Consider the following 16,283-nt stretch of genomic DNA (forward strand, 5'->3'; position numbering starts at 1 on the left):
CGCCGCCAAGGGCGGCAATCGACGGAAATACGACGTGATGCACGACGTGATGCAGGCTTTGCTCGACAACTTGCGCCAACTGCTGGGCGCCGACCGGGTGCTCAGTGATCCGGCCACCATGGCGCCGATGCTGACCGACTGGCGCGGCCGCTACCGCGGTCGCGCCCTGTGCGTGGTGCAGCCCGGTAGCAGTGCCGAGGTCGCCGCCGTCGTCCGCGCCTGCGTCGCTGCCGGTGCGCCGATCGTGCCGCAGGGCGGCAATACCAGCCTGTGCGGCGCCGCCACCCCGGACGACAGCGGTCGGGCAGTGGTCGTCAGCCTGGCGCGGATGAACCACATCCTCGGCGTCGACGCGCAAAACAACACGATCACCGTCGAAGCCGGCTGCACGCTGGCCGCCGTCCAGGGCGCGGCGCGCGCCGCCGGCCGGCTCTTTCCGCTGGCGCTGGCATCGGAAGGGACATGCCAGATCGGCGGCAACCTGTCGACCAATGCCGGCGGCGTCCAGGTGCTGCGCTACGGCAACACCCGCGAACTGACGCTGGGCCTGCAGGTGGTGCTGCCCAGCGGCGAACTCTGGGACGGCCTGCGCGGCCTGCGCAAGGACAACACCGGCTACGACCTCAAGCAGCTCTTCATCGGCGCCGAAGGCACGCTCGGCATCATCACCGCCGCCGTGCTCAAGCTCTTCCCGCTGCCCAAGACGCAGACCACCTGCTGGCTCAACGTGGCGACGCCGGCCGCCGCGGTCGATCTCCTGAACCGCGCGCGCAGTGCCTTCGACGCGCAACTGACCGCCTTCGAACTGGTTTCCGAAACCGCGCTCGGCCTCGTCCTGCGCCACATCCCCGGCGCCCGGCGGCCGGCGGCCGCCAGCCCCTGGTACGTGCTGGCCGAGTTTTCCGATGCCGAGCCGGCGGCGGTCGAGCGCTGGCTCGCCGACTGCCTGGCCAGCGGCGCCGTCGGCGACGGCACCCTTGCCGCCAGCGAAGGCCAGGCGCGGGCGCTGTGGGCGCTGCGCGAGGCCATCTCGGAAGCGCAGAAAGTCGAGGGCGTCAGCATCAAGCACGACGTCGCGGTGCCGGTCTCGCGCATCCCGGATTTCCTGGCGCGCGCCGATGCCGCGCTGGCGGCGGCCTTCCCCGGCATCCGCGTGGTCGCCTTCGGCCATGTCGGCGACGGCAACCTGCATTACAACCTGTCGAAGCCGGATGCCGCCGACAACGCCGCCTTTCTGGCCAGCCAGCCGGAGGTCAACCGCATCGTGCACGACACGGTGCACGCGCTGAACGGCACGATCTCCGCCGAGCACGGGATCGGCCAGTTGAAGCGCGAGGAAATCCTGCGCTACAAGCCGGCGCTGGAAATCGACCTGATGCGCACCATCAGGCAGGCACTGGATCCGCGTGGTCTGATGAATCCGGGGAAACTGCCCGGGCCGCGCTAAGCGTTTCCTCGGCCTGCAGTTCTTCGCGGATCACCCGCATCAGGAGCTTGTCCTGCGTGTAGAAACCGGTTTCGCAGCGCGACAGTTGTTCGATCGCAAAGGCGGCGCCGGTGCCGAAAGCCTCGCGGCGGATCGAGTCGTGGATCAGGCGCACGGTCTGGTAGGGAAAGCCGAAGATCACTTCATGGTGGCCGACGATGCCGCCCAGGCGCAGCGAAGTGATGCGCTCGTCGTCGACATCGAGCACCTCGGCGATGCGGCGCGCGGTGCCGGAGACCTCGGGCTTGTCACGGAAATGCTGCTCGACGATCTCGACATCGGCGAAGGGGGCGATGCGGCGCAGGATCTGCGCCGCCAGCAGCAGGAAGTTGATGCCCAGGGTGATGTTGGGCGACGACATGATGCGGATGTCGCGACCGAGGTCGCGGATGTAATCCAGGGTTTCCGGCGGGTAGCCGGAAATCGCCGTCACCACCATGATGCCGCGCTGGCGGACCGCTTCGCCGTAGCCGAGGATCGCCTGCGGGTTCGAAAAGTCGATGATGCCGTCCACCGGGTGGGCGTCCAGCCAGTCGCCGAAACTCTCTGCTTCCAGTTTCACTGCCGGCAGGCCGTCGACGCCCTCGCTGCTTGAGCCGCGTGCCACCCAGCACAACTCGAAACGCGGGTCTTCCCGCAGTACGCTGGCAACGGCCTGGCCGGCCTTGCCGTAACCAATGAGTCCAATCTTGATCATGGCTCTTCCTCCAAGTGCAGTTTGTCATCTCCAGGTCGCTCCGGTTGGCGGGCAACGCTAAGCCTGACGTCCCGGCGGGGACGATTTGTGTACGTTCTTTGACGCATCCTGGGCGCCGGCAAAAGGTGCGGCGCGCGCTGCTGGGCGACGGGCGGGAAAAAAATGGGGGGTTACACCCCCCAATGGAAAACCTCGTCGAAAAGGAATGGGGTTATGACCTAAGTTACAACTCCATTGGTGCTCAATATAATTGAGGCTTAAAATTCGCGCAATACTATTATTCGAAAGAGCCAGTTTTGAACGCTTTGAGTAGCTCCAAGGAGCAGCGGGTCATTGATGTCCTGCAACAATTCCGCCTGATTTACGGGTCCATGCGCCGGCATTTCCGGTTGGTCGAAGAACGCTGCGGCATGTCCGGTTCGCAGATGTGGGTGCTGCAGGAAGTGCAGCGTTCGCCAGGCATCGGCATCGGCGAGCTCGCCGAGCGCATGGGCGTTCACCAGTCCACCTGCAGCCAGCTGGTGGACAAGCTGGTGGCCCAGGATTGCCTCGACAAACAGAAGAAAAAGGGCGACCAGCGCCGGGTTGGCTTGCAACTGACCGAGCGCGGTCATGAGGCCCTGGCCGCCTTGCCCGGCCCGGCCGAAGGTGTCGTGCCTGAGGCGCTGGCGGCGGTGCCGGAAGTCGTCCTGAAAACATTGCAGATCAATCTTGCGGAACTGCTGCAGCATATCCCCGGCAAGGACGAAAAATACGCCAACATGCCGCTGGCCGATATGGTCAGGAACAGCGAAGGAGACTGAATTGCCGACCACCAAGCTAGTGATTGTCCTCGGTGCTGTCCTGTTGCTCGGCGCTTGCGCCGCTCAACCACCAGTCAGCGAAGCTCCGCCGCCGGAAACTCAGCCCGTGCGCAGCGATGCCTCCAGGCCGGCCAGCAACCCGGCGCAGGAAGAAAAAGCCGCGATGGCGGCGGTCGATGTCGACAACAGCGTCTTCTTTGCCTCGTCGGGCAATACGATCGACGCTGAAGGGCGGCAGCGCCTGCTCGAACACGCCGCTCGCCTGAAGGCCGACCCGGAACTGGTCGTCACCCTGGTCGGGCACGCCGACCACCTGGGCAGCCGCTCCTACAACCTGGCCATCGCCGAACAGCGGATCAACGCCGTCTTCGCCGTGCTACGCGGCGCCGGCATACCGGTAACGCAGATCCGGCGCGAGGCGGTCGGCTCGGAAGAGGTCAGCCCAGCCTGTCGCTCGCCGCAATGCCGCAAGCTGATGCGCCGCGTGCAGCTGGTCTACCAGAAGTGAGCGGGGCGCTCAGTTGAGCGCCTTGCCCTCGCTGGCGGCGAAGATCGCCGCCACGTCGGTCGCCGTGAAGCGGTAATCGCGGTTGCAGATATCGTCGCGGATCAGGATTTCGCCGTGTTCGGCAAGGATCGTCTCGGCGTCGGCGCGGCCGATGCCGCGGATCATGTCGCGCACCTTGTCCCAATCTTCCGGGCAGTGATAGACCACCGGTTGCGGGTCATAGACGCGCACGCCGCCAGCCGCGATCTCTTCGTGGAAGAGCCGGCCGAGCAGTTCTTCGGCATCCAGCGTCAGCAGCTCCGCCGTCTTCACCGTCGACGCCAGTTGGGTCACGCGCTGCCAGCCGTCGGCATCGTGGCGGTCGGCGTCCGGCATCTTCTGCAGGAACAGGCAGGCCGCGGCCTGCGGCGCCGCCGTGCAGAACAGGCGCGACGGCTGCTGCTCCGACTGCACCAGGTAATGCTCGAAGATCGCCGCGATGCTGTCGCCGACCAGCGGCACGTAGCTCTGGTAAGGCTGGCGCGCGGTCGGTAGGTCCAGGCTCATCAATAGCTGGCCGCCTTGCTGCGCGCCAAGCAGTTCCGGTATCGGCGCCGGCAGCACCACCGGGTTGCTGCGCGCCATGCCGCGCATCTGCAGCGCCTCGTTGCAATCCATCACCAGCAGTTGCACTGGCCCGCTGCCGCGCAACTGCAGCGTCAGCCGCCCGGGCTGCTTCAACTGGCCGGCGATCAACGCCGTGACCGCCGCCACCTCGCCGAGCAGTTGCGCCACCGGCGGCTGGTAATCGCGCCCCGCCTGCATCTGCTGCCAGGCTTCGCCCAGATGCACCACGGCACCACGGATATCCAGCCCCTCGAACAGGAAACGCCGTACGCTGCCGCCGCTCACTTCAGTTTCTCCGCGTAGCTTTCCGGGCTGAAACCGACCAGCAGCTCGCCACCCAGATCGAGCACCGGCCGCTTGATCAGCGCCGGATACTGCGCCATCAACTGCAGCGCCTTCGCTTCGTCGACAGCGCTGCGCTCTGCCTCCGACAGCTTCTTCCACATCAGGCCGCGCGTGTTGAGCAGCTTCTGCCAGCCGGCGCGCGCCGCCCAGTCGGGCAGATTGGCGGCGGCGATGCCGGCCTTCTTGTAATCGACGAACTCGTAGGCGACGCCGTTTTCGCTCAGCCAGTGCATGGCCTTCTTCATGGTGTCGCAATTCTTGATGCCGAACAGGATCGGCTGGCTCGGGGAGGCTGGGTTCATGTCCGGGGCTCTGCAGGTAAGGAAGCGGGCCGGGCCCGCGACAGGGCGCAATGATAACAGCCCGCTCGCGGCCGCCGCAGCCATCCCGCCGGCCGCAAAAAAGGCAGGAACTTCCGGTAGCAAGATGGCATCATGACATCTGGTTTTGTCGTTTCTGAAGAACAACCGGGGCAACCCCATGTGAAACTTGGAGGAGCGAAAAATGAAGATCGAAGAAATGATCAGGGAAGTCCAGCAGGAACTCGGCGTCGGCGTGGACGGCAAGGCCGGCCCGGAAACCTGGAGCGCCATCCACACCCGCATCGTCAAGCCGAAAGCGGCGACCCCGGCGGTCAGCGTCGCCGTCTCGCCGGTCGACCCGCGCAGCGAGAAGAACATCCTGACGCTGCTCCCCGAAGTCCAGCCGATGGCCCGCGCCCTGGTCCAGAAAGCCGCGTTGCACGGCATCAGCATCAAGGTGCTCAGCGGCCTGCGCAGCTACGCCGAACAGGACGCCCTCTACGCCAAGGGCCGCACCGCCCCCGGCCCGAAAGTCACCAACGCCCGCGCCGGCTACTCCAACCACAACTTCGGCATCGCCTTCGACATCGGCGTCTTCGAAGGCGCCCGCTACCTGGCCGATTCCCCGAAGTACAAGGCGGTCGGCGCGCTCGGCATGGACCTCGGCCTGGAATGGGGCGGCAGCTGGAAAACCATCGTCGACCAGCCGCACTTCCAGCTCCGCCCCGCCTGGGCCACCGACCTGCGCGAACGCGACATGCTGGCCGAACTGCGCGCCCGCACCAGCGCCGGGCGACCGATCTACGCCTGAAGCGAATACAGCCGGGTTCAGTCCCGGCTGATTTTTATCCGCTGCCAAAGCGGCGTTGGTGAGCCACGCCAAGGGATTGCTGTCCGGAAAGGGAGAAAATTGGCGAAAACCGAGCGCTATCAACACATCCGCAGCATGCTCGGCGCCCGCCGCAGCGTCAGCCTGCAGGAACTGATGTCCCACTTCGAAGTCTCGCGGGCCACCATCTTCCGCGACATTGCCTTCCTCCGTAACCGCCTCGGCATGCCGGTCGACTTCGACCGCGAACTTGGCGCCTACCGCCTGAGCGCCCCGACAGGCAGCGCCGAACTGCCTGGCGTCTGGCTCAGCGCCGACGAAATCCACGCCCTGCTCAGCATGCAGCAGCTGCTGGAAAACATCGACGCCAGCGGCATCCTGCGCGACCAGCTCCAACCCCTGCGCCAGCGCCTGATCGGCATGCTCGGCGCGGGTAGCCACACCGCCGAGGAAATCGCCCGGCGCATCCGCATCATCGCCGCCACGCCGCGCCAATGCCACGCCGCCAGCTTCCAGACCGTTGCCGACGCGCTGCTCGCCCGCCGCCGCCTGGAAATCCGCTACCGCGCCCGGGCCAGCGCCGCCACCACGACCCGCGAAGTCTCCCCGCAACGTCTCGTCCACTACCGCGACAACTGGTATCTCGACGCCTGGTGCCACACCCGGCAGGCGCTGCGCAGCTTTGCCGTTGACGCCATCGAAAAGGCAAGAACCCTCGCCACCCCGGCCCAGGACATCGCCGACAGCGAACTCGACCGCCAACTCGCCGCCGGCTACGGCATCTTCGCCGGCAGCGAAGTACGCTGGGCGCGCCTGCGCTTCTCCGCCATGCGCGCCCGCTGGGTCGCCGGCGAACAGTGGCACCCGCAACAGCAGGGCCAACTGCTCCCCGACGGCCGCTACGAACTACGCCTACCCTACAGCGCCGACCCGGAACTGCTCATGGACATCCTCAAATACGGGCCGGACTGCGAAGTCCTCGAACCCGAAACCCTGCGCCAGCGGGTGATCGGGCTGCTGGAGGAAACGCGGGGGATGTATCGGGGAGTCGCAGATGGTGAGACTGGGGGCGGGTAGGATCGACAGAAAATTTATGCCTTAGCCCTTTGAATACCTCAAACGGATAGCGAAATGGACGACTTCACCCCCTCCGACTTGAAAACCATCCTGCACTCGAAGCGGGCCAATCTCTACTACCTCGAACACTGCCGGGTTCTGGTCAATGGTGGTCGCGTCGAATACGTGACCGACGAGGGAGCTCGCTCCATGTATTGGAATATTCCCATCGCCAATACCACGTCGGTCATGCTCGGGACGGGGACGTCAATCACGCAAGCTGCCATGCGGGAGTTGGCCAAGGCTGGCGTGATGGTCGGCTTCTGCGGGGGCGGCGGTACGCCCTTGTTCAGTGCCAACGAAATCGATGTCGAAGTCGCCTGGTTTTCGCCGCAAAGCGAATATCGTCCGACTGAGTATCTGCAGGCCTGGGTTCGTTTCTGGTTCGACGACGCCAAGCGCCTCGAAGCCGCGAAAGCCTTCCAGCGGGTCCGTCTCGACTTCATTGCCAAGCAGTGGACCAACAATCGGCAGTTGTCCGATGCCGGTTTTCAGGTCGATGCTCAGGTCCTGCTCAATGCGCTGGAATCATCGCGCCAGCATGTCGAAGCGGCAATCGACAACACCGCGCTGCTGACCGAAGAGGCGCGGCTGACCAAGCATCTCTTCAAACTGGCAGTGAACGCGGTTGGCTACGGTGAATTCACGCGCGCCAAACGCGGTGGCGGCACCGATCCGGCGAATCGTTTCCTCGATCACGGCAACTATCTCGCCTACGGCCTCGGGGCGACGGCTACCTGGGTGCTCGGCCTGCCGCACGGGCTGGCGATCCTGCACGGCAAGACGCGGCGTGGCGGACTGGTCTTTGATGTCGCCGATTTGATCAAGGATGCGTTGGTTCTGCCGCAAGCCTTCATCTCGGCCATGCGCGGCGACGATGAGCAGACTTTCCGTCAGGGCTGCATCGAACGCTTTACCCAGACCGAGGCGCTCGACTTCGCCATCGATACGATCAAGGCCGTTGCGCTCAAAACGGGGGCGGCCGAGTCATGAACATCATGCTGATTTCCCAGTGCAGTAAGAATGCGCTGGTCGAAACCCGGCGCATCCTCGACCAGTTCGCCGAACGGCGCGGCGAGCGCACCTGGCAGACGGCGATTACCCAAAATGGCCTGGATACCTTGCGCCGCCTGCTGCGCCAGACTGCCCGCAAGAATACGGCGGTGGCCTGCCACTGGATACGCGGCAAGGACCACAGCGAACTGATCTGGATCGTCGGCGATGCCCGCCAATTCAACGAACGCGGCGCCACGCCGACCAACACCTCCAGCCGCGACATCCTGCGTGCCAACGATGAAAACGACTGGCACAGCGCCGAAGTGATCCGCCTGCTCGCAAGTATTGCCGCGCTGTTCCACGACTTCGGCAAGGCCAGCGAAGCTTTTCAGGCCAAACTAAAAAGCAGCAAACCCCTGGCCGATGCCTATCGCCACGAATGGGTTTCGCTGCGCCTGTTCGAAGCCTTCGTCAATGGCGATGACGATGCCGACTGGCTGGCGCGGCTGGTCGAGCTTCCGGATGGCGCAGCCAAGGAAGTCGAAACTCGTTTGCTCAAGGACGGGCTGGGCGCCAACAACATCAAGACGCCGTTTGCCACCTTGCCGCCCCTGGCGCAAGTGGTCGGCTGGTTGATCGTCAGCCATCACCGCATGCCAACGCCGGAAACCCTGCATCACAAGGCGCTGGCTTATCTGCCCACCAATATCGAAGCCAACTGGTGCGGCTCGCGCGAAGGCGCCAGTCAAAAGGAGATTGCCGCCTGCTGGCATTTCCCCAAAGGCTTGCCGCTGACCAGCAAGCACTGGCGCAAGCATGCGGCCAAGGTGGCCTCGGCTCTGTTGCAACAACTCGGGAGGGCGCCGCGCGACTGGCGACGGGAGGCTTACGTCTTGCACCTTTCCCGCATGGCGCTGATGTTGTCCGATCACTACTATTCCAGCGAACCGAGCCACGAGCGCTACGGCGACAAGGTCGGCAAGAAGGATGCGGTCTACGCCAACACCGACCGCAAAACCGGCCAACTCAAACAACGCCTCGACGAACACCTGATTGGCGTAGAGGTGAACGCCAGCCGAGTCGTGCGGGCCTTGCCCCGGTTGGCGGCGCAACTGCCGCGCCTGGCTCGCCACAAAGGGTTTCGCGAACGCAGCAAGGACGCCTTTGCCTGGCAGAACCGCGCCTTCGACCTGGCCGAAGGCCTGCGCGCCCGTTCGGCGGAGCAGGGATTTTTCGGCATCAACATGGCGTCGACCGGCTGCGGCAAGACCTTGGCGAACGGCCGCATTCTCTACGCGCTGGCCGATTCGGTGCGCGGGGCGCGGTTCACCGTTGCCCTCGGTTTGCGCACGCTGACCTTGCAAACCGGCGATGCCTATCGCGACCGCCTGCGTCTCGGCAGCGACGAAATGGCCGTGCTGGTCGGCGGTGCTGCGGTGCGGGCGCTGCATGAGCAGCAACAAGCCGAAGCCCGCTTACAGGCCAACGGCTCAGAGTCCAGCGCCGAACTGCTGCCCGAATACAACCAGGTTTTCTACGACGGTAGCCTGGAGGATGGCCCGCTGAACCGCTGGCTGGGCGAAAACCAGCCAGCCAGCAAATTGCTCAACGCGCCCATCCTGGTGTGCACCATCGATCACCTGATGCCAGCCACCGAAGGCACGCGCGGCGGCCACCAGATTCCGCCCATGCTGCGCTTGATGAGTTCCGATCTGGTGCTCGACGAGCCGGACGATTTCGGCATGGAAGACCTGCCGGCGCTTAGCCGTCTGGTGCATTGGGCCGGCATGCTGGGCAGCCGGGTCTTGCTCTCTTCGGCCACCTTGCCGCCGGCGCTGATCGAAGGCCTGTTTCAGGCCTATCTGGCCGGTCGGCAACAGTTTCAACAGCATCGAGGCCGGCCCGGCCAGCCGCTCAATGTCTGCTGCGCCTGGTTTGATGAATTCTCGGCGGTGGCTTCCGAACACGCTGGGGCCGAAACTTACCGTGCCGAGCACCAGAATTTCGTGCAGAAACGCCTGGCCCGGCTGGCGCGCGCCGACGCGCGGCGGCATGCTGAAATCCAGCCGCTACCGATTGCCCAAGCCAAGCGCGAAATTGTCTGTGCCGAACTGGCGCAAGTCCTGCGGCCGCAAATGAGCCGACTGCACCAGTGGAATGGCACGGTCGACCCGGCCAGCGGCAAGAAAATCAGTTTTGGCCTGGTGCGCTTTGCCAACATCAATCCGCTGGTTACCGTGGCGCGGGAGTTGATCCGCCTCGGTGCCGAGAGCGGTCAGCGTATCCACCTGTGCGTCTACCACTCGCGGCACCCGCTGCTGGTGCGCTCGGCCATCGAAAATCGACTGGATCGCCTGCTCAACCGAAAACAGCCGCAAGCCGTCTTTGCCGAGCCGGAAATCCAGCAGGCGCTTGCCGCCGGCCCGGAAACCGACCATCTCTTCGTCGTTTTCGCCACTGCCGTCGCCGAGGTCGGGCGCGATCATGACTATGACTGGGCGATTGTCGAGCCCTCGTCGATGCGCTCGATCATCCAGTTAGCTGGCCGGGTGCGTCGCCATCGGCCGGAGGCCTACACGCCCACCAACTTGTTGCTGCTCGACGCCAACATCCAGCACCTGACCACCGGCATGAGCCAGCCGGCCTTCCTTCGTCCCGGCTTCGAGTCGGCCAATCCGGCGGCCAGGAGTTTCCGGCTCCTGAGTCATCGTCTGGCCGAACTGCTGACACCGGAGCAATTGAAAAACATCGACGCTTCCAGTCGCATTCGCGAGCGTGACGCGCTTTGCCCGACCGGCAACCTTGTCGATCTCGAACATGCCCGTTTGCGTGAATTGATGCAGGCGCCGTCTTCCGGACAAACGCCGCTCAGCCTGCCTGTGCCCTTGTGGTGGACGACCGGCGCGCACCTCAGCGGCTACCTGCAGCGCCGCGATCCCTTCCGCCAGGACAAGCTGGGCCGACAACGCTACGGCCTGCTGCCGGACGAAGATGGGGAGATTGGTTTCTATCGCTTTGGCGACGACGGCAAGCCGGTTGCGGTCGACAACCTCCTGCATCGAATTGCCCTGGAACCAGGCCCCGGCCTTGGTTTCTGGGGCGAACCGGATTACCCGGCGGCGCTGGCGAGTCTGGCCGAGCGTCTGGATATGGAGCTGCGCGAGTGCGCGGAGAAATTCGGCGGGCTGGATTTGCCGTTGAAGTCTGTAGAGGGTGGGCTAAGGGTGGATGAAGAGTGGTGGTACTGCTCAGCCTTGGGGTTCTGGCATAAGAAATAACAGACGGGGCAATTAGTGGCCTAGCCCCGTCTAGAAGATGCTGCCTATCCGGCAGTGGGTAACGTAGTAGCTTTCACGTAACTACTTTTTCTGAGCTGCTTACTTCAGCAGTGTTCGCATTATCTCAGGTTGCTGGAGTATATTGATGCGTAGATAGTTTATTTTCTTTCTCGAAACTACTTGGTTGACTATTTGTTCTTCTCTGCTAACCTGCGTTCTGGGTGAGTTGGGAGCGGCCTGGCCGCCGCTCCCAACTCGGTGCAAAAACCAGCTCTTGGTTATGCCCAAAACGCAGGGTTAGTTGCGTTAAGGAGGGAAGTTTGATGACCAGCAACCATCACGCCTTATTAGGCGTTCCGGCCCCCCAGTGATTTTTGCTGGGGGGCATTGTACGGCAGTCCTTGTTTTGATCCCATGAAGGAGAACGCGCTTGTGAACATGACTTCCAACAGTCCGCCTGGTGCGGACAGTGTCAAACAGGTAATCCTTTCATTTCTACAGGAGCGTCTTCAGCCCAAGCTGGAAAAGCTCAAGCCGGAAGAGGATGAGCAGCGGCAAGTCTTGCTGCAGGATTACCTGCCGGCAAACTGGATTCCCGATGCCGCCCGGCGAGTTGGGCAGATTCAGCAAGTCACCCATGCCCTCAAATTTACTCACCCCGATGCGCGCGGTTCCAGTCTGAGCGTTGCCGGCAATCCGGCGGTTGGTAAAGAAATCGTTGGCACGCATACGGTGGCCCAGCGCTTGGCGCCGGATGTGGTTGGCAATGCGGCGGCGCTGGATGTGTATAAATTTCTCCGCCTTTCGGTGGGCGGAAAAACCATCCTGGATCTTGCCGCAACGGCTGATCCTGCTCTGGCAGCAGCGTTTTCCGATGATGCCGATCTGGCGAAAGCCTGGATGGCGGCATTCGCATCGCTGACCGAAGCCAAGGGACAGCCGGCTTCCAACAAGCTGGCCAAACAGGTGTATTGGCCGATTGAAGACCGAAACTACCATCTGCTCGCACCACTGTTCCCGACCTCGTTGGTACACGGCTTGTGGAAGCGAATCCGCGAGGATCGCTTTTCTGACGAGGCCAAGGCGGCGCGGGAGGCGAGACGCAACGGGCTTGCCCATCCGCACGGTTATTGCGAATACCCGAATGTGGCGATTCAGAACTTCGGGGGCACCAAACCGCAGAACATCAGCCAACTGAACAGTGAGCGCTATGGGGAGAACTACCTCCTGCCTTCGCTGCCGCCGAGTTGGATATCAGCCGAGGTTCGCGCACCGCTGGCGGTGAACAGCGTTTTTGATGGCATTTTCGGTGGGCGGAAACAGGTTGATGAACTTGTTATAGCCCTACAGAAATTTCTAGTCAGCGTCGAGCATGCCGGGACCAACATCCGCATCCGCGACAAGCGGGCCGAGCTGGCCGGCTTGATCCGCGACGAGGCGTTGCAATACGCCGCCGAGTTGCGGCAACTGGAACCGGGCTGGAGCGCGTCGCCCGAATGCCTGCTCAATAGCGCCGAGCAATGCTGGCTGGACCCGGAGCGTACCGAGCTGGACGCCGATTTCGCCAGCCTGCGGCAACGTGGCGATTGGCAGGACGAAATCTGCCGGCGCTTCGGCAACTGGCTGAATGCCCGCCTGACCACTCCTAACACACCGATGGGCGCGATTGAAGCGGCGCATTGGCGCGATGTTCTGGACGAGGAAATGCGCTTGATGCGCGATGAGGTGGCCGACGATGAGTGATGTCTTTGCCTTGGTTCTGTTGCCGCATCTCAGGGTGCAGAACGCCAATGCCATCTCCGGGCCGTTGTCCTGGGGTTTTCCTTCGCCGACTGCCTTTGCCGGGTTTGCGCATGCGCTGGAACGCAAGTTCGCGGCGGAGCTGAATGAAGGCTTTGCTGGGGTGGGGATCATCTGCCACCACTTCGAACCGCAGGTCTTTCAACCGCCGGGGCGTCGTACCCAGGTGTTCCGTTTGACCCGCAATCCGGTCGGCAAGGATGGCGGTACGCAGGCTCTGGTCGAAGAAGGCCGCGCCCATATGGAAGTCAGCCTGGTTATTGCCGTCAGAGACTACAAGTCCGAAGGCGACGGCAAAGAACTGGCCGAGCGGCTGCACCACGCCGCCCAGGGCATGCGCCTGGCTGGCGGCAGCCTGCTGCACCAGGAGGGGAAACGCTATCAGGCCCAATGGTGGCCGCTGGCCGGCGATGTCGAGGGCGACGCCAGGATATTCCGCCGCCTGCGCCGTCGCCTGTTGCCGGGTTTTGCCCTGGTTCAGCGGGACGACTTGCTGGCTGGTCATCTGGCGGAAATGCGGGCGACACAGCCGGATAGCAACGCCCTTGACGCCTTGCTCGATCTTTCGCGGCTCAACATCGAGCCGGTTGTCAGCCAAGCGGACGAGGCTGGTGCGCCGGTGAAATGGGAAATCCGCCGCAAGCCCGGCTGGTTGGTGCCATTGCCCATCGGCTACGCCGGCATTTCACCGCTCTATGCGCCGGGCGAGGTGGAAAATGCCCGCGACGCCGCCACGCCTTTCCGCTTTGTCGAAAGTCTCTACTCGTTGGGCGAGTGGGTCAGTCCGCATCGGCTCGATGATTTGGGCCAACTGCTGTGGACACAGGAGACCGACGCCGCCAACGGCATTTATCGCTGCATCAATCGCTATTCCGAGTCTTTGAATAACCTCGTGCTTGCCAACTTCAAGGAGCAACAAAATGGCTAAAACCGACCTGAAAACCGCTTCCGTCCTCGCCTTTGAACGCAAGCTCGATCCTTCCGACGCGCTTTTTAGCGCCGGGAAATGGGATGAGCGTAGCAATGGCGAAAAATGGGTGGCCGTCACCGTGCGCGAAAAATCCGTGCGCGGCACGATCTCCAATCGGCTTGCTACCAAGGACCAGGACCCGGCCAAGCTTGATGCCTCGATCCAGTCGCCGAATTTGCAGACGGTTGATGTGGCCACCTTGCCCAACGACGCCGATACGCTGCGCGTGCGCTTTACCCTGCGCATCCTGGGCGGCGCTGGTACTCCCTCTGCCTGCAATAACGCCGATTACCAGATCAAGCTGCAAGGTACGGTGCAGCAATACGCCAGGGAGGTTGGCTTTGCCGAACTGGCGCGGCGTTACGCCAGCAACCTGGCCAATGGCCGCTTCCTGTGGCGCAACCGGATGGGGGCGGAACAGATCGAAATCCAGGTGCGCCAGCTAGCGCAGGGCGAGTCCGCGCAGAGCTGGTCTTTCGACGCACTGGATTTTTCGCTGCGCGATTTCTCCGCCGACAGCCCGGCCTTGGGCGAGCTGGCCAAAGTGATCGAGCAAGGCTTGGCGGGGTCGGCGCATGCTTTGCTGGAAGTCGTTGCCTATGTGCGGATGGGCGACGGCCAAGAGATCTATCCCTCGCAGGAGCTGATTCTCGACAAGGGGAAATCAGGTAAGAGCAAGACGCTCTACGTTGTAGGGGACGTGGCCGGCATCCACAGCCAGAAAATCGGCAATGCCCTGCGCACCATCGATACCTGGTATCCGGCGGATGAAGAGAGCGGGAGCATCGGCCCGATTGCGGTGGAACCGTATGGCTCGGTGACTTCGCAAGGCAAGGCCTACCGCCAGCCGAAACAGAAGGCTGATTTCTACAACCTGCTTGACGAATGGGTGCTGAAAGACCGGGTGCCGGAAGCGGGCAACCAGCATTACGTGATGGCAACCCTGATCCGTGGTGGTGTCTTCGGCGAAAAGGACTGAGGCATGGATTCCTACATCGAACTCCAGCTTTTGCCGGACCCGGAGTTTCCCGCCAACATGCTGATGAATGCGTTGTTCGCCAAGCTGCACCGGGGTTTGGTCAGCAGCGGGGAAGGGCGGATCGGAGTCAGTTTTCCCGATGTCGAGCAGAAAGGTGTCGGTCTGGGAGCGCGGCTGCGCCTGCATGGAGCAGCGACCGATCTTGAGCGGTTGATGGCGGTAAACTGGTTGCAGGGGATGCGCGATCATCTTTCCTGTGGCTCGGTCAATTTGGTCCCCGCGAACGCTGCTTATCGGGTTGTTCGGCGTGTTCAGGCCAAAAGCAGCCCGGAACGGGAGCGGCGGCGCTTGATCGCCCGCAAGGGAATCAGCGCCGAGGCAGCGGTTCAGGCGATTCCTGATAGCGCCGCCGAGATGCTTCGCTTGCCTTACTTGCTGCTCTCCAGCCAAAGCACGGAACAGCAATTCCGCTTGTTTGTCGAGCACCTTCCTGTGCAGAAAGAGCCTGTAGGGGGAGCGTTTAGCGCTTACGGGCTGAGTTCTACCGCGACTGTGCCGTGGTTTTAGACCCTTTTTCGCGGGGTGAAATATCCCCCTGAAAAATCAATGGGTTGGTTGGGTGTGTCGGATTTTGGTTTTTGCGGTTCGAGTTGGAATTTTTCTTTAAAAATTCGATTGGTAGGTAGAATTTTTTGAACGTCACTGCCGGATAGGCAGCTCAGAAAAAACCCCATCCGAAACCAGCAGCACAATCGCCCGTCACTGCCGGATAGGCAGCTCAGAAATTGGTTTCGTGCAACGACTCCTGCCAAGTCTCCGTCACTGCCGGATAGGCAGCTCAGAAAATTCCTTTCCTAGTGCCGACCGGAAACCCTTTCGTCACTGCCGGATAGGCAGCTCAGAAAGGCACAGGTCTCCGCCGAGTTCCAGCCAGAATCGTCACTGCCGGATAGGCAGCTCAGAAAACGAATGCCGAGCGCGTAGGGCACCCGACGCACGTCACTGCCGGATAGGCAGCTCAGAAAAACTACGGCGACGCCAATCCGCGCGGAGATTCCGTCACTGCCGGATAGGCAGCTCAGAAACGATGCATCCCGATACAGCAATTCAACCTTGCCGTCACTGCCGGATAGGCAGCTCAGAAATTTCGCTGTCGCCACGCATGCCTTCGGCGAACCGTCACTGCCGGATAGGCAGCTCAGAAACGGCTGCGCTGGTAGTCGTGCCCGCCGGGCGCCGTCACTGCCGGATAGGCAGCTCAGAAATGGTATGCCTGCGAGCACTGCGGCAGCGAGATCGTCACTGCCGGATAGGCAGCTCAGAAACAACTCGAATTAGACGACACCATGTCGCATAACGTCACTGCCGGATAGGCAGCTCAGAAATCAATCACTTCGCGGAACGAGGTAAAAGGCTTCGTCACTGCCGGATAGGCAGCTCAGAAAAAGCTCGAACTGTTCTTCGATCCGGCTGGCGTCGTCACTGCCGGATAGGCAGCTCAGAAATTCACCCCGCCGCAACGCTCCCGTAGTTCATCCGTCACTGCCGGATAGGCAGCTCAGAAAAAA

The 16,283-nt window shown here is 62.7% G+C and carries 14 protein-coding genes and 1 CRISPR repeat array (1 of these 15 running past the window's edge); of the genes, 11 read left to right on the top strand and 3 right to left on the bottom strand.

Annotation, left to right across the window (positions count from 1 at the left end):
• The first annotated feature begins 49 nt into the window (after positions 1-49).
• Positions 50-1,447 carry an FAD-binding oxidoreductase gene (locus ACE3OV_RS15240; protein ID WP_374328361.1) on the top strand — a complete coding sequence of 466 codons (1,398 nt, stop codon included), beginning with the start codon at positions 50-52 and terminating at the stop codon, positions 1,445-1,447.
• Here the strand turns inward: ACE3OV_RS15240 and ACE3OV_RS15245 are convergent.
• Positions 1,386-2,183 carry a 4-hydroxy-tetrahydrodipicolinate reductase gene (locus ACE3OV_RS15245; protein WP_374328309.1) on the bottom strand — a complete coding sequence of 266 codons (798 nt, stop codon included), beginning with the start codon at positions 2,181-2,183 and terminating at the stop codon, positions 1,386-1,388. The genes ACE3OV_RS15240 and ACE3OV_RS15245 overlap by 62 nt on opposite strands.
• 296 nt (positions 2,184-2,479) lie before the next feature.
• Between ACE3OV_RS15245 and ACE3OV_RS15250 the strand changes: the two genes are divergently transcribed.
• Positions 2,480-2,986 (top strand): MarR family winged helix-turn-helix transcriptional regulator, encoded by a 507-nt coding sequence (locus ACE3OV_RS15250; RefSeq protein WP_374328310.1) that lies wholly within the window; start codon positions 2,480-2,482, stop codon positions 2,984-2,986.
• Between the two features lies 1 nt (position 2,987).
• The gene (locus tag ACE3OV_RS15255) at positions 2,988-3,494 is read left to right on the top strand and encodes an OmpA family protein (protein ID WP_374328312.1); all 507 of its coding nucleotides are present in this window, start codon (positions 2,988-2,990) and stop codon (positions 3,492-3,494) included.
• Between the two features lie 9 nt (positions 3,495-3,503).
• Here the strand turns inward: ACE3OV_RS15255 and ACE3OV_RS15260 are convergent, their stop codons facing one another.
• Positions 3,504-4,385 (bottom strand): Hsp33 family molecular chaperone HslO, encoded by an 882-nt coding sequence (locus ACE3OV_RS15260; protein WP_374328313.1) that lies wholly within the window; start codon positions 4,383-4,385, stop codon positions 3,504-3,506.
• The gene (locus ACE3OV_RS15265) at positions 4,382-4,747 is read right to left on the bottom strand and encodes an arsenate reductase (RefSeq protein WP_374328315.1); all 366 of its coding nucleotides are present in this window, start codon (positions 4,745-4,747) and stop codon (positions 4,382-4,384) included. Before ACE3OV_RS15265 ends, ACE3OV_RS15260 begins: the two co-directional genes overlap by 4 nt.
• 202 nt (positions 4,748-4,949) lie before the next feature.
• Between ACE3OV_RS15265 and ACE3OV_RS15270 the strand changes: the two genes are divergently transcribed.
• The 8 genes from ACE3OV_RS15270 (at position 4,950) to cas6f (ending at position 15,282) form a co-directional block, all read left to right on the top strand.
• The gene (locus ACE3OV_RS15270; RefSeq protein WP_374328317.1) at positions 4,950-5,558 is read left to right on the top strand and encodes a M15 family metallopeptidase; all 609 of its coding nucleotides are present in this window, start codon (positions 4,950-4,952) and stop codon (positions 5,556-5,558) included.
• A gap of 99 nt (positions 5,559-5,657) precedes the next feature.
• A complete protein-coding gene (locus tag ACE3OV_RS15275) occupies positions 5,658-6,653 on the top strand; it encodes a helix-turn-helix transcriptional regulator (protein ID WP_374328318.1) in 996 nt (331 codons plus the stop codon).
• 54 nt (positions 6,654-6,707) lie between these two features.
• Positions 6,708-7,685: a type I-F CRISPR-associated endonuclease Cas1f gene (gene cas1f / locus ACE3OV_RS15280; protein ID WP_374328319.1), complete on the top strand. Its 978-nt coding sequence runs from the start codon at positions 6,708-6,710 to the stop codon at positions 7,683-7,685.
• Positions 7,682-10,966, top strand: a complete 3,285-nt coding sequence (gene cas3f, locus ACE3OV_RS15285) for a type I-F CRISPR-associated helicase Cas3f (RefSeq protein ID WP_374328320.1) — start codon at positions 7,682-7,684, stop codon at positions 10,964-10,966. Before cas1f ends, cas3f begins: the two co-directional genes overlap by 4 nt.
• Positions 10,967-11,404: 438 nt before the next feature.
• On the top strand, positions 11,405-12,709 hold the full coding sequence (gene csy1, locus ACE3OV_RS15290; RefSeq protein ID WP_374328322.1) for a type I-F CRISPR-associated protein Csy1: 1,305 nt from the start codon (positions 11,405-11,407) through the stop codon (positions 12,707-12,709).
• A complete protein-coding gene (csy2, locus tag ACE3OV_RS15295; RefSeq protein WP_374328323.1) occupies positions 12,702-13,694 on the top strand; it encodes a type I-F CRISPR-associated protein Csy2 in 993 nt (330 codons plus the stop codon). Before csy1 ends, csy2 begins: the two co-directional genes overlap by 8 nt.
• Positions 13,687-14,715 carry a type I-F CRISPR-associated protein Csy3 gene (gene csy3 / locus ACE3OV_RS15300; RefSeq protein WP_374328324.1) on the top strand — a complete coding sequence of 343 codons (1,029 nt, stop codon included), beginning with the start codon at positions 13,687-13,689 and terminating at the stop codon, positions 14,713-14,715. The genes csy2 and csy3 overlap by 8 nt, the downstream gene beginning before the upstream one ends.
• Before the next feature lie 3 nt (positions 14,716-14,718).
• Entirely contained in the window at positions 14,719-15,282 is a 564-nt protein-coding gene (gene cas6f / locus ACE3OV_RS15305) for a type I-F CRISPR-associated endoribonuclease Cas6/Csy4 (RefSeq protein ID WP_374328325.1), read from the top strand.
• 130 nt (positions 15,283-15,412) lie between these two features.
• A CRISPR array of direct repeats spans positions 15,413-16,283; the repeat unit is 28 nt; unit sequence CGTCACTGCCGGATAGGCAGCTCAGAAA; it runs 7,737 nt beyond the window's last position.

The sequence above is a fragment of the Azonexus sp. genome (genome assembly GCF_041909095.1).
Taxonomy (GTDB): domain Bacteria; phylum Pseudomonadota; class Gammaproteobacteria; order Burkholderiales; family Rhodocyclaceae; genus Azonexus.

Excerpts from the sequence above, each read along its gene's own strand:
- ACE3OV_RS15240 (WP_374328361.1), top strand. The coding sequence starts at position 50 with ATGCAGGCTTTGCTCGACAACTTGCGCCAACTGCTGGGCGCCGACCGG.
- csy3 (WP_374328324.1), top strand. The coding sequence starts at position 13,687 with ATGGCTAAAACCGACCTGAAAACCGCTTCCGTCCTCGCCTTTGAACGC.
- csy1 (WP_374328322.1), top strand. The coding sequence starts at position 11,405 with ATGACTTCCAACAGTCCGCCTGGTGCGGACAGTGTCAAACAGGTAATC.
- cas6f (WP_374328325.1), top strand. The coding sequence starts at position 14,719 with ATGGATTCCTACATCGAACTCCAGCTTTTGCCGGACCCGGAGTTTCCC.
- ACE3OV_RS15245 (WP_374328309.1), bottom strand. The coding sequence starts at position 2,183 with ATGATCAAGATTGGACTCATTGGTTACGGCAAGGCCGGCCAGGCCGTT.
- ACE3OV_RS15270 (WP_374328317.1), top strand. The coding sequence starts at position 4,950 with ATGAAGATCGAAGAAATGATCAGGGAAGTCCAGCAGGAACTCGGCGTC.
- csy2 (WP_374328323.1), top strand. The coding sequence starts at position 12,702 with ATGAGTGATGTCTTTGCCTTGGTTCTGTTGCCGCATCTCAGGGTGCAG.
- ACE3OV_RS15265 (WP_374328315.1), bottom strand. The coding sequence starts at position 4,747 with ATGAACCCAGCCTCCCCGAGCCAGCCGATCCTGTTCGGCATCAAGAAT.
- cas1f (WP_374328319.1), top strand. The coding sequence starts at position 6,708 with ATGGACGACTTCACCCCCTCCGACTTGAAAACCATCCTGCACTCGAAG.
- cas3f (WP_374328320.1), top strand. The coding sequence starts at position 7,682 with ATGAACATCATGCTGATTTCCCAGTGCAGTAAGAATGCGCTGGTCGAA.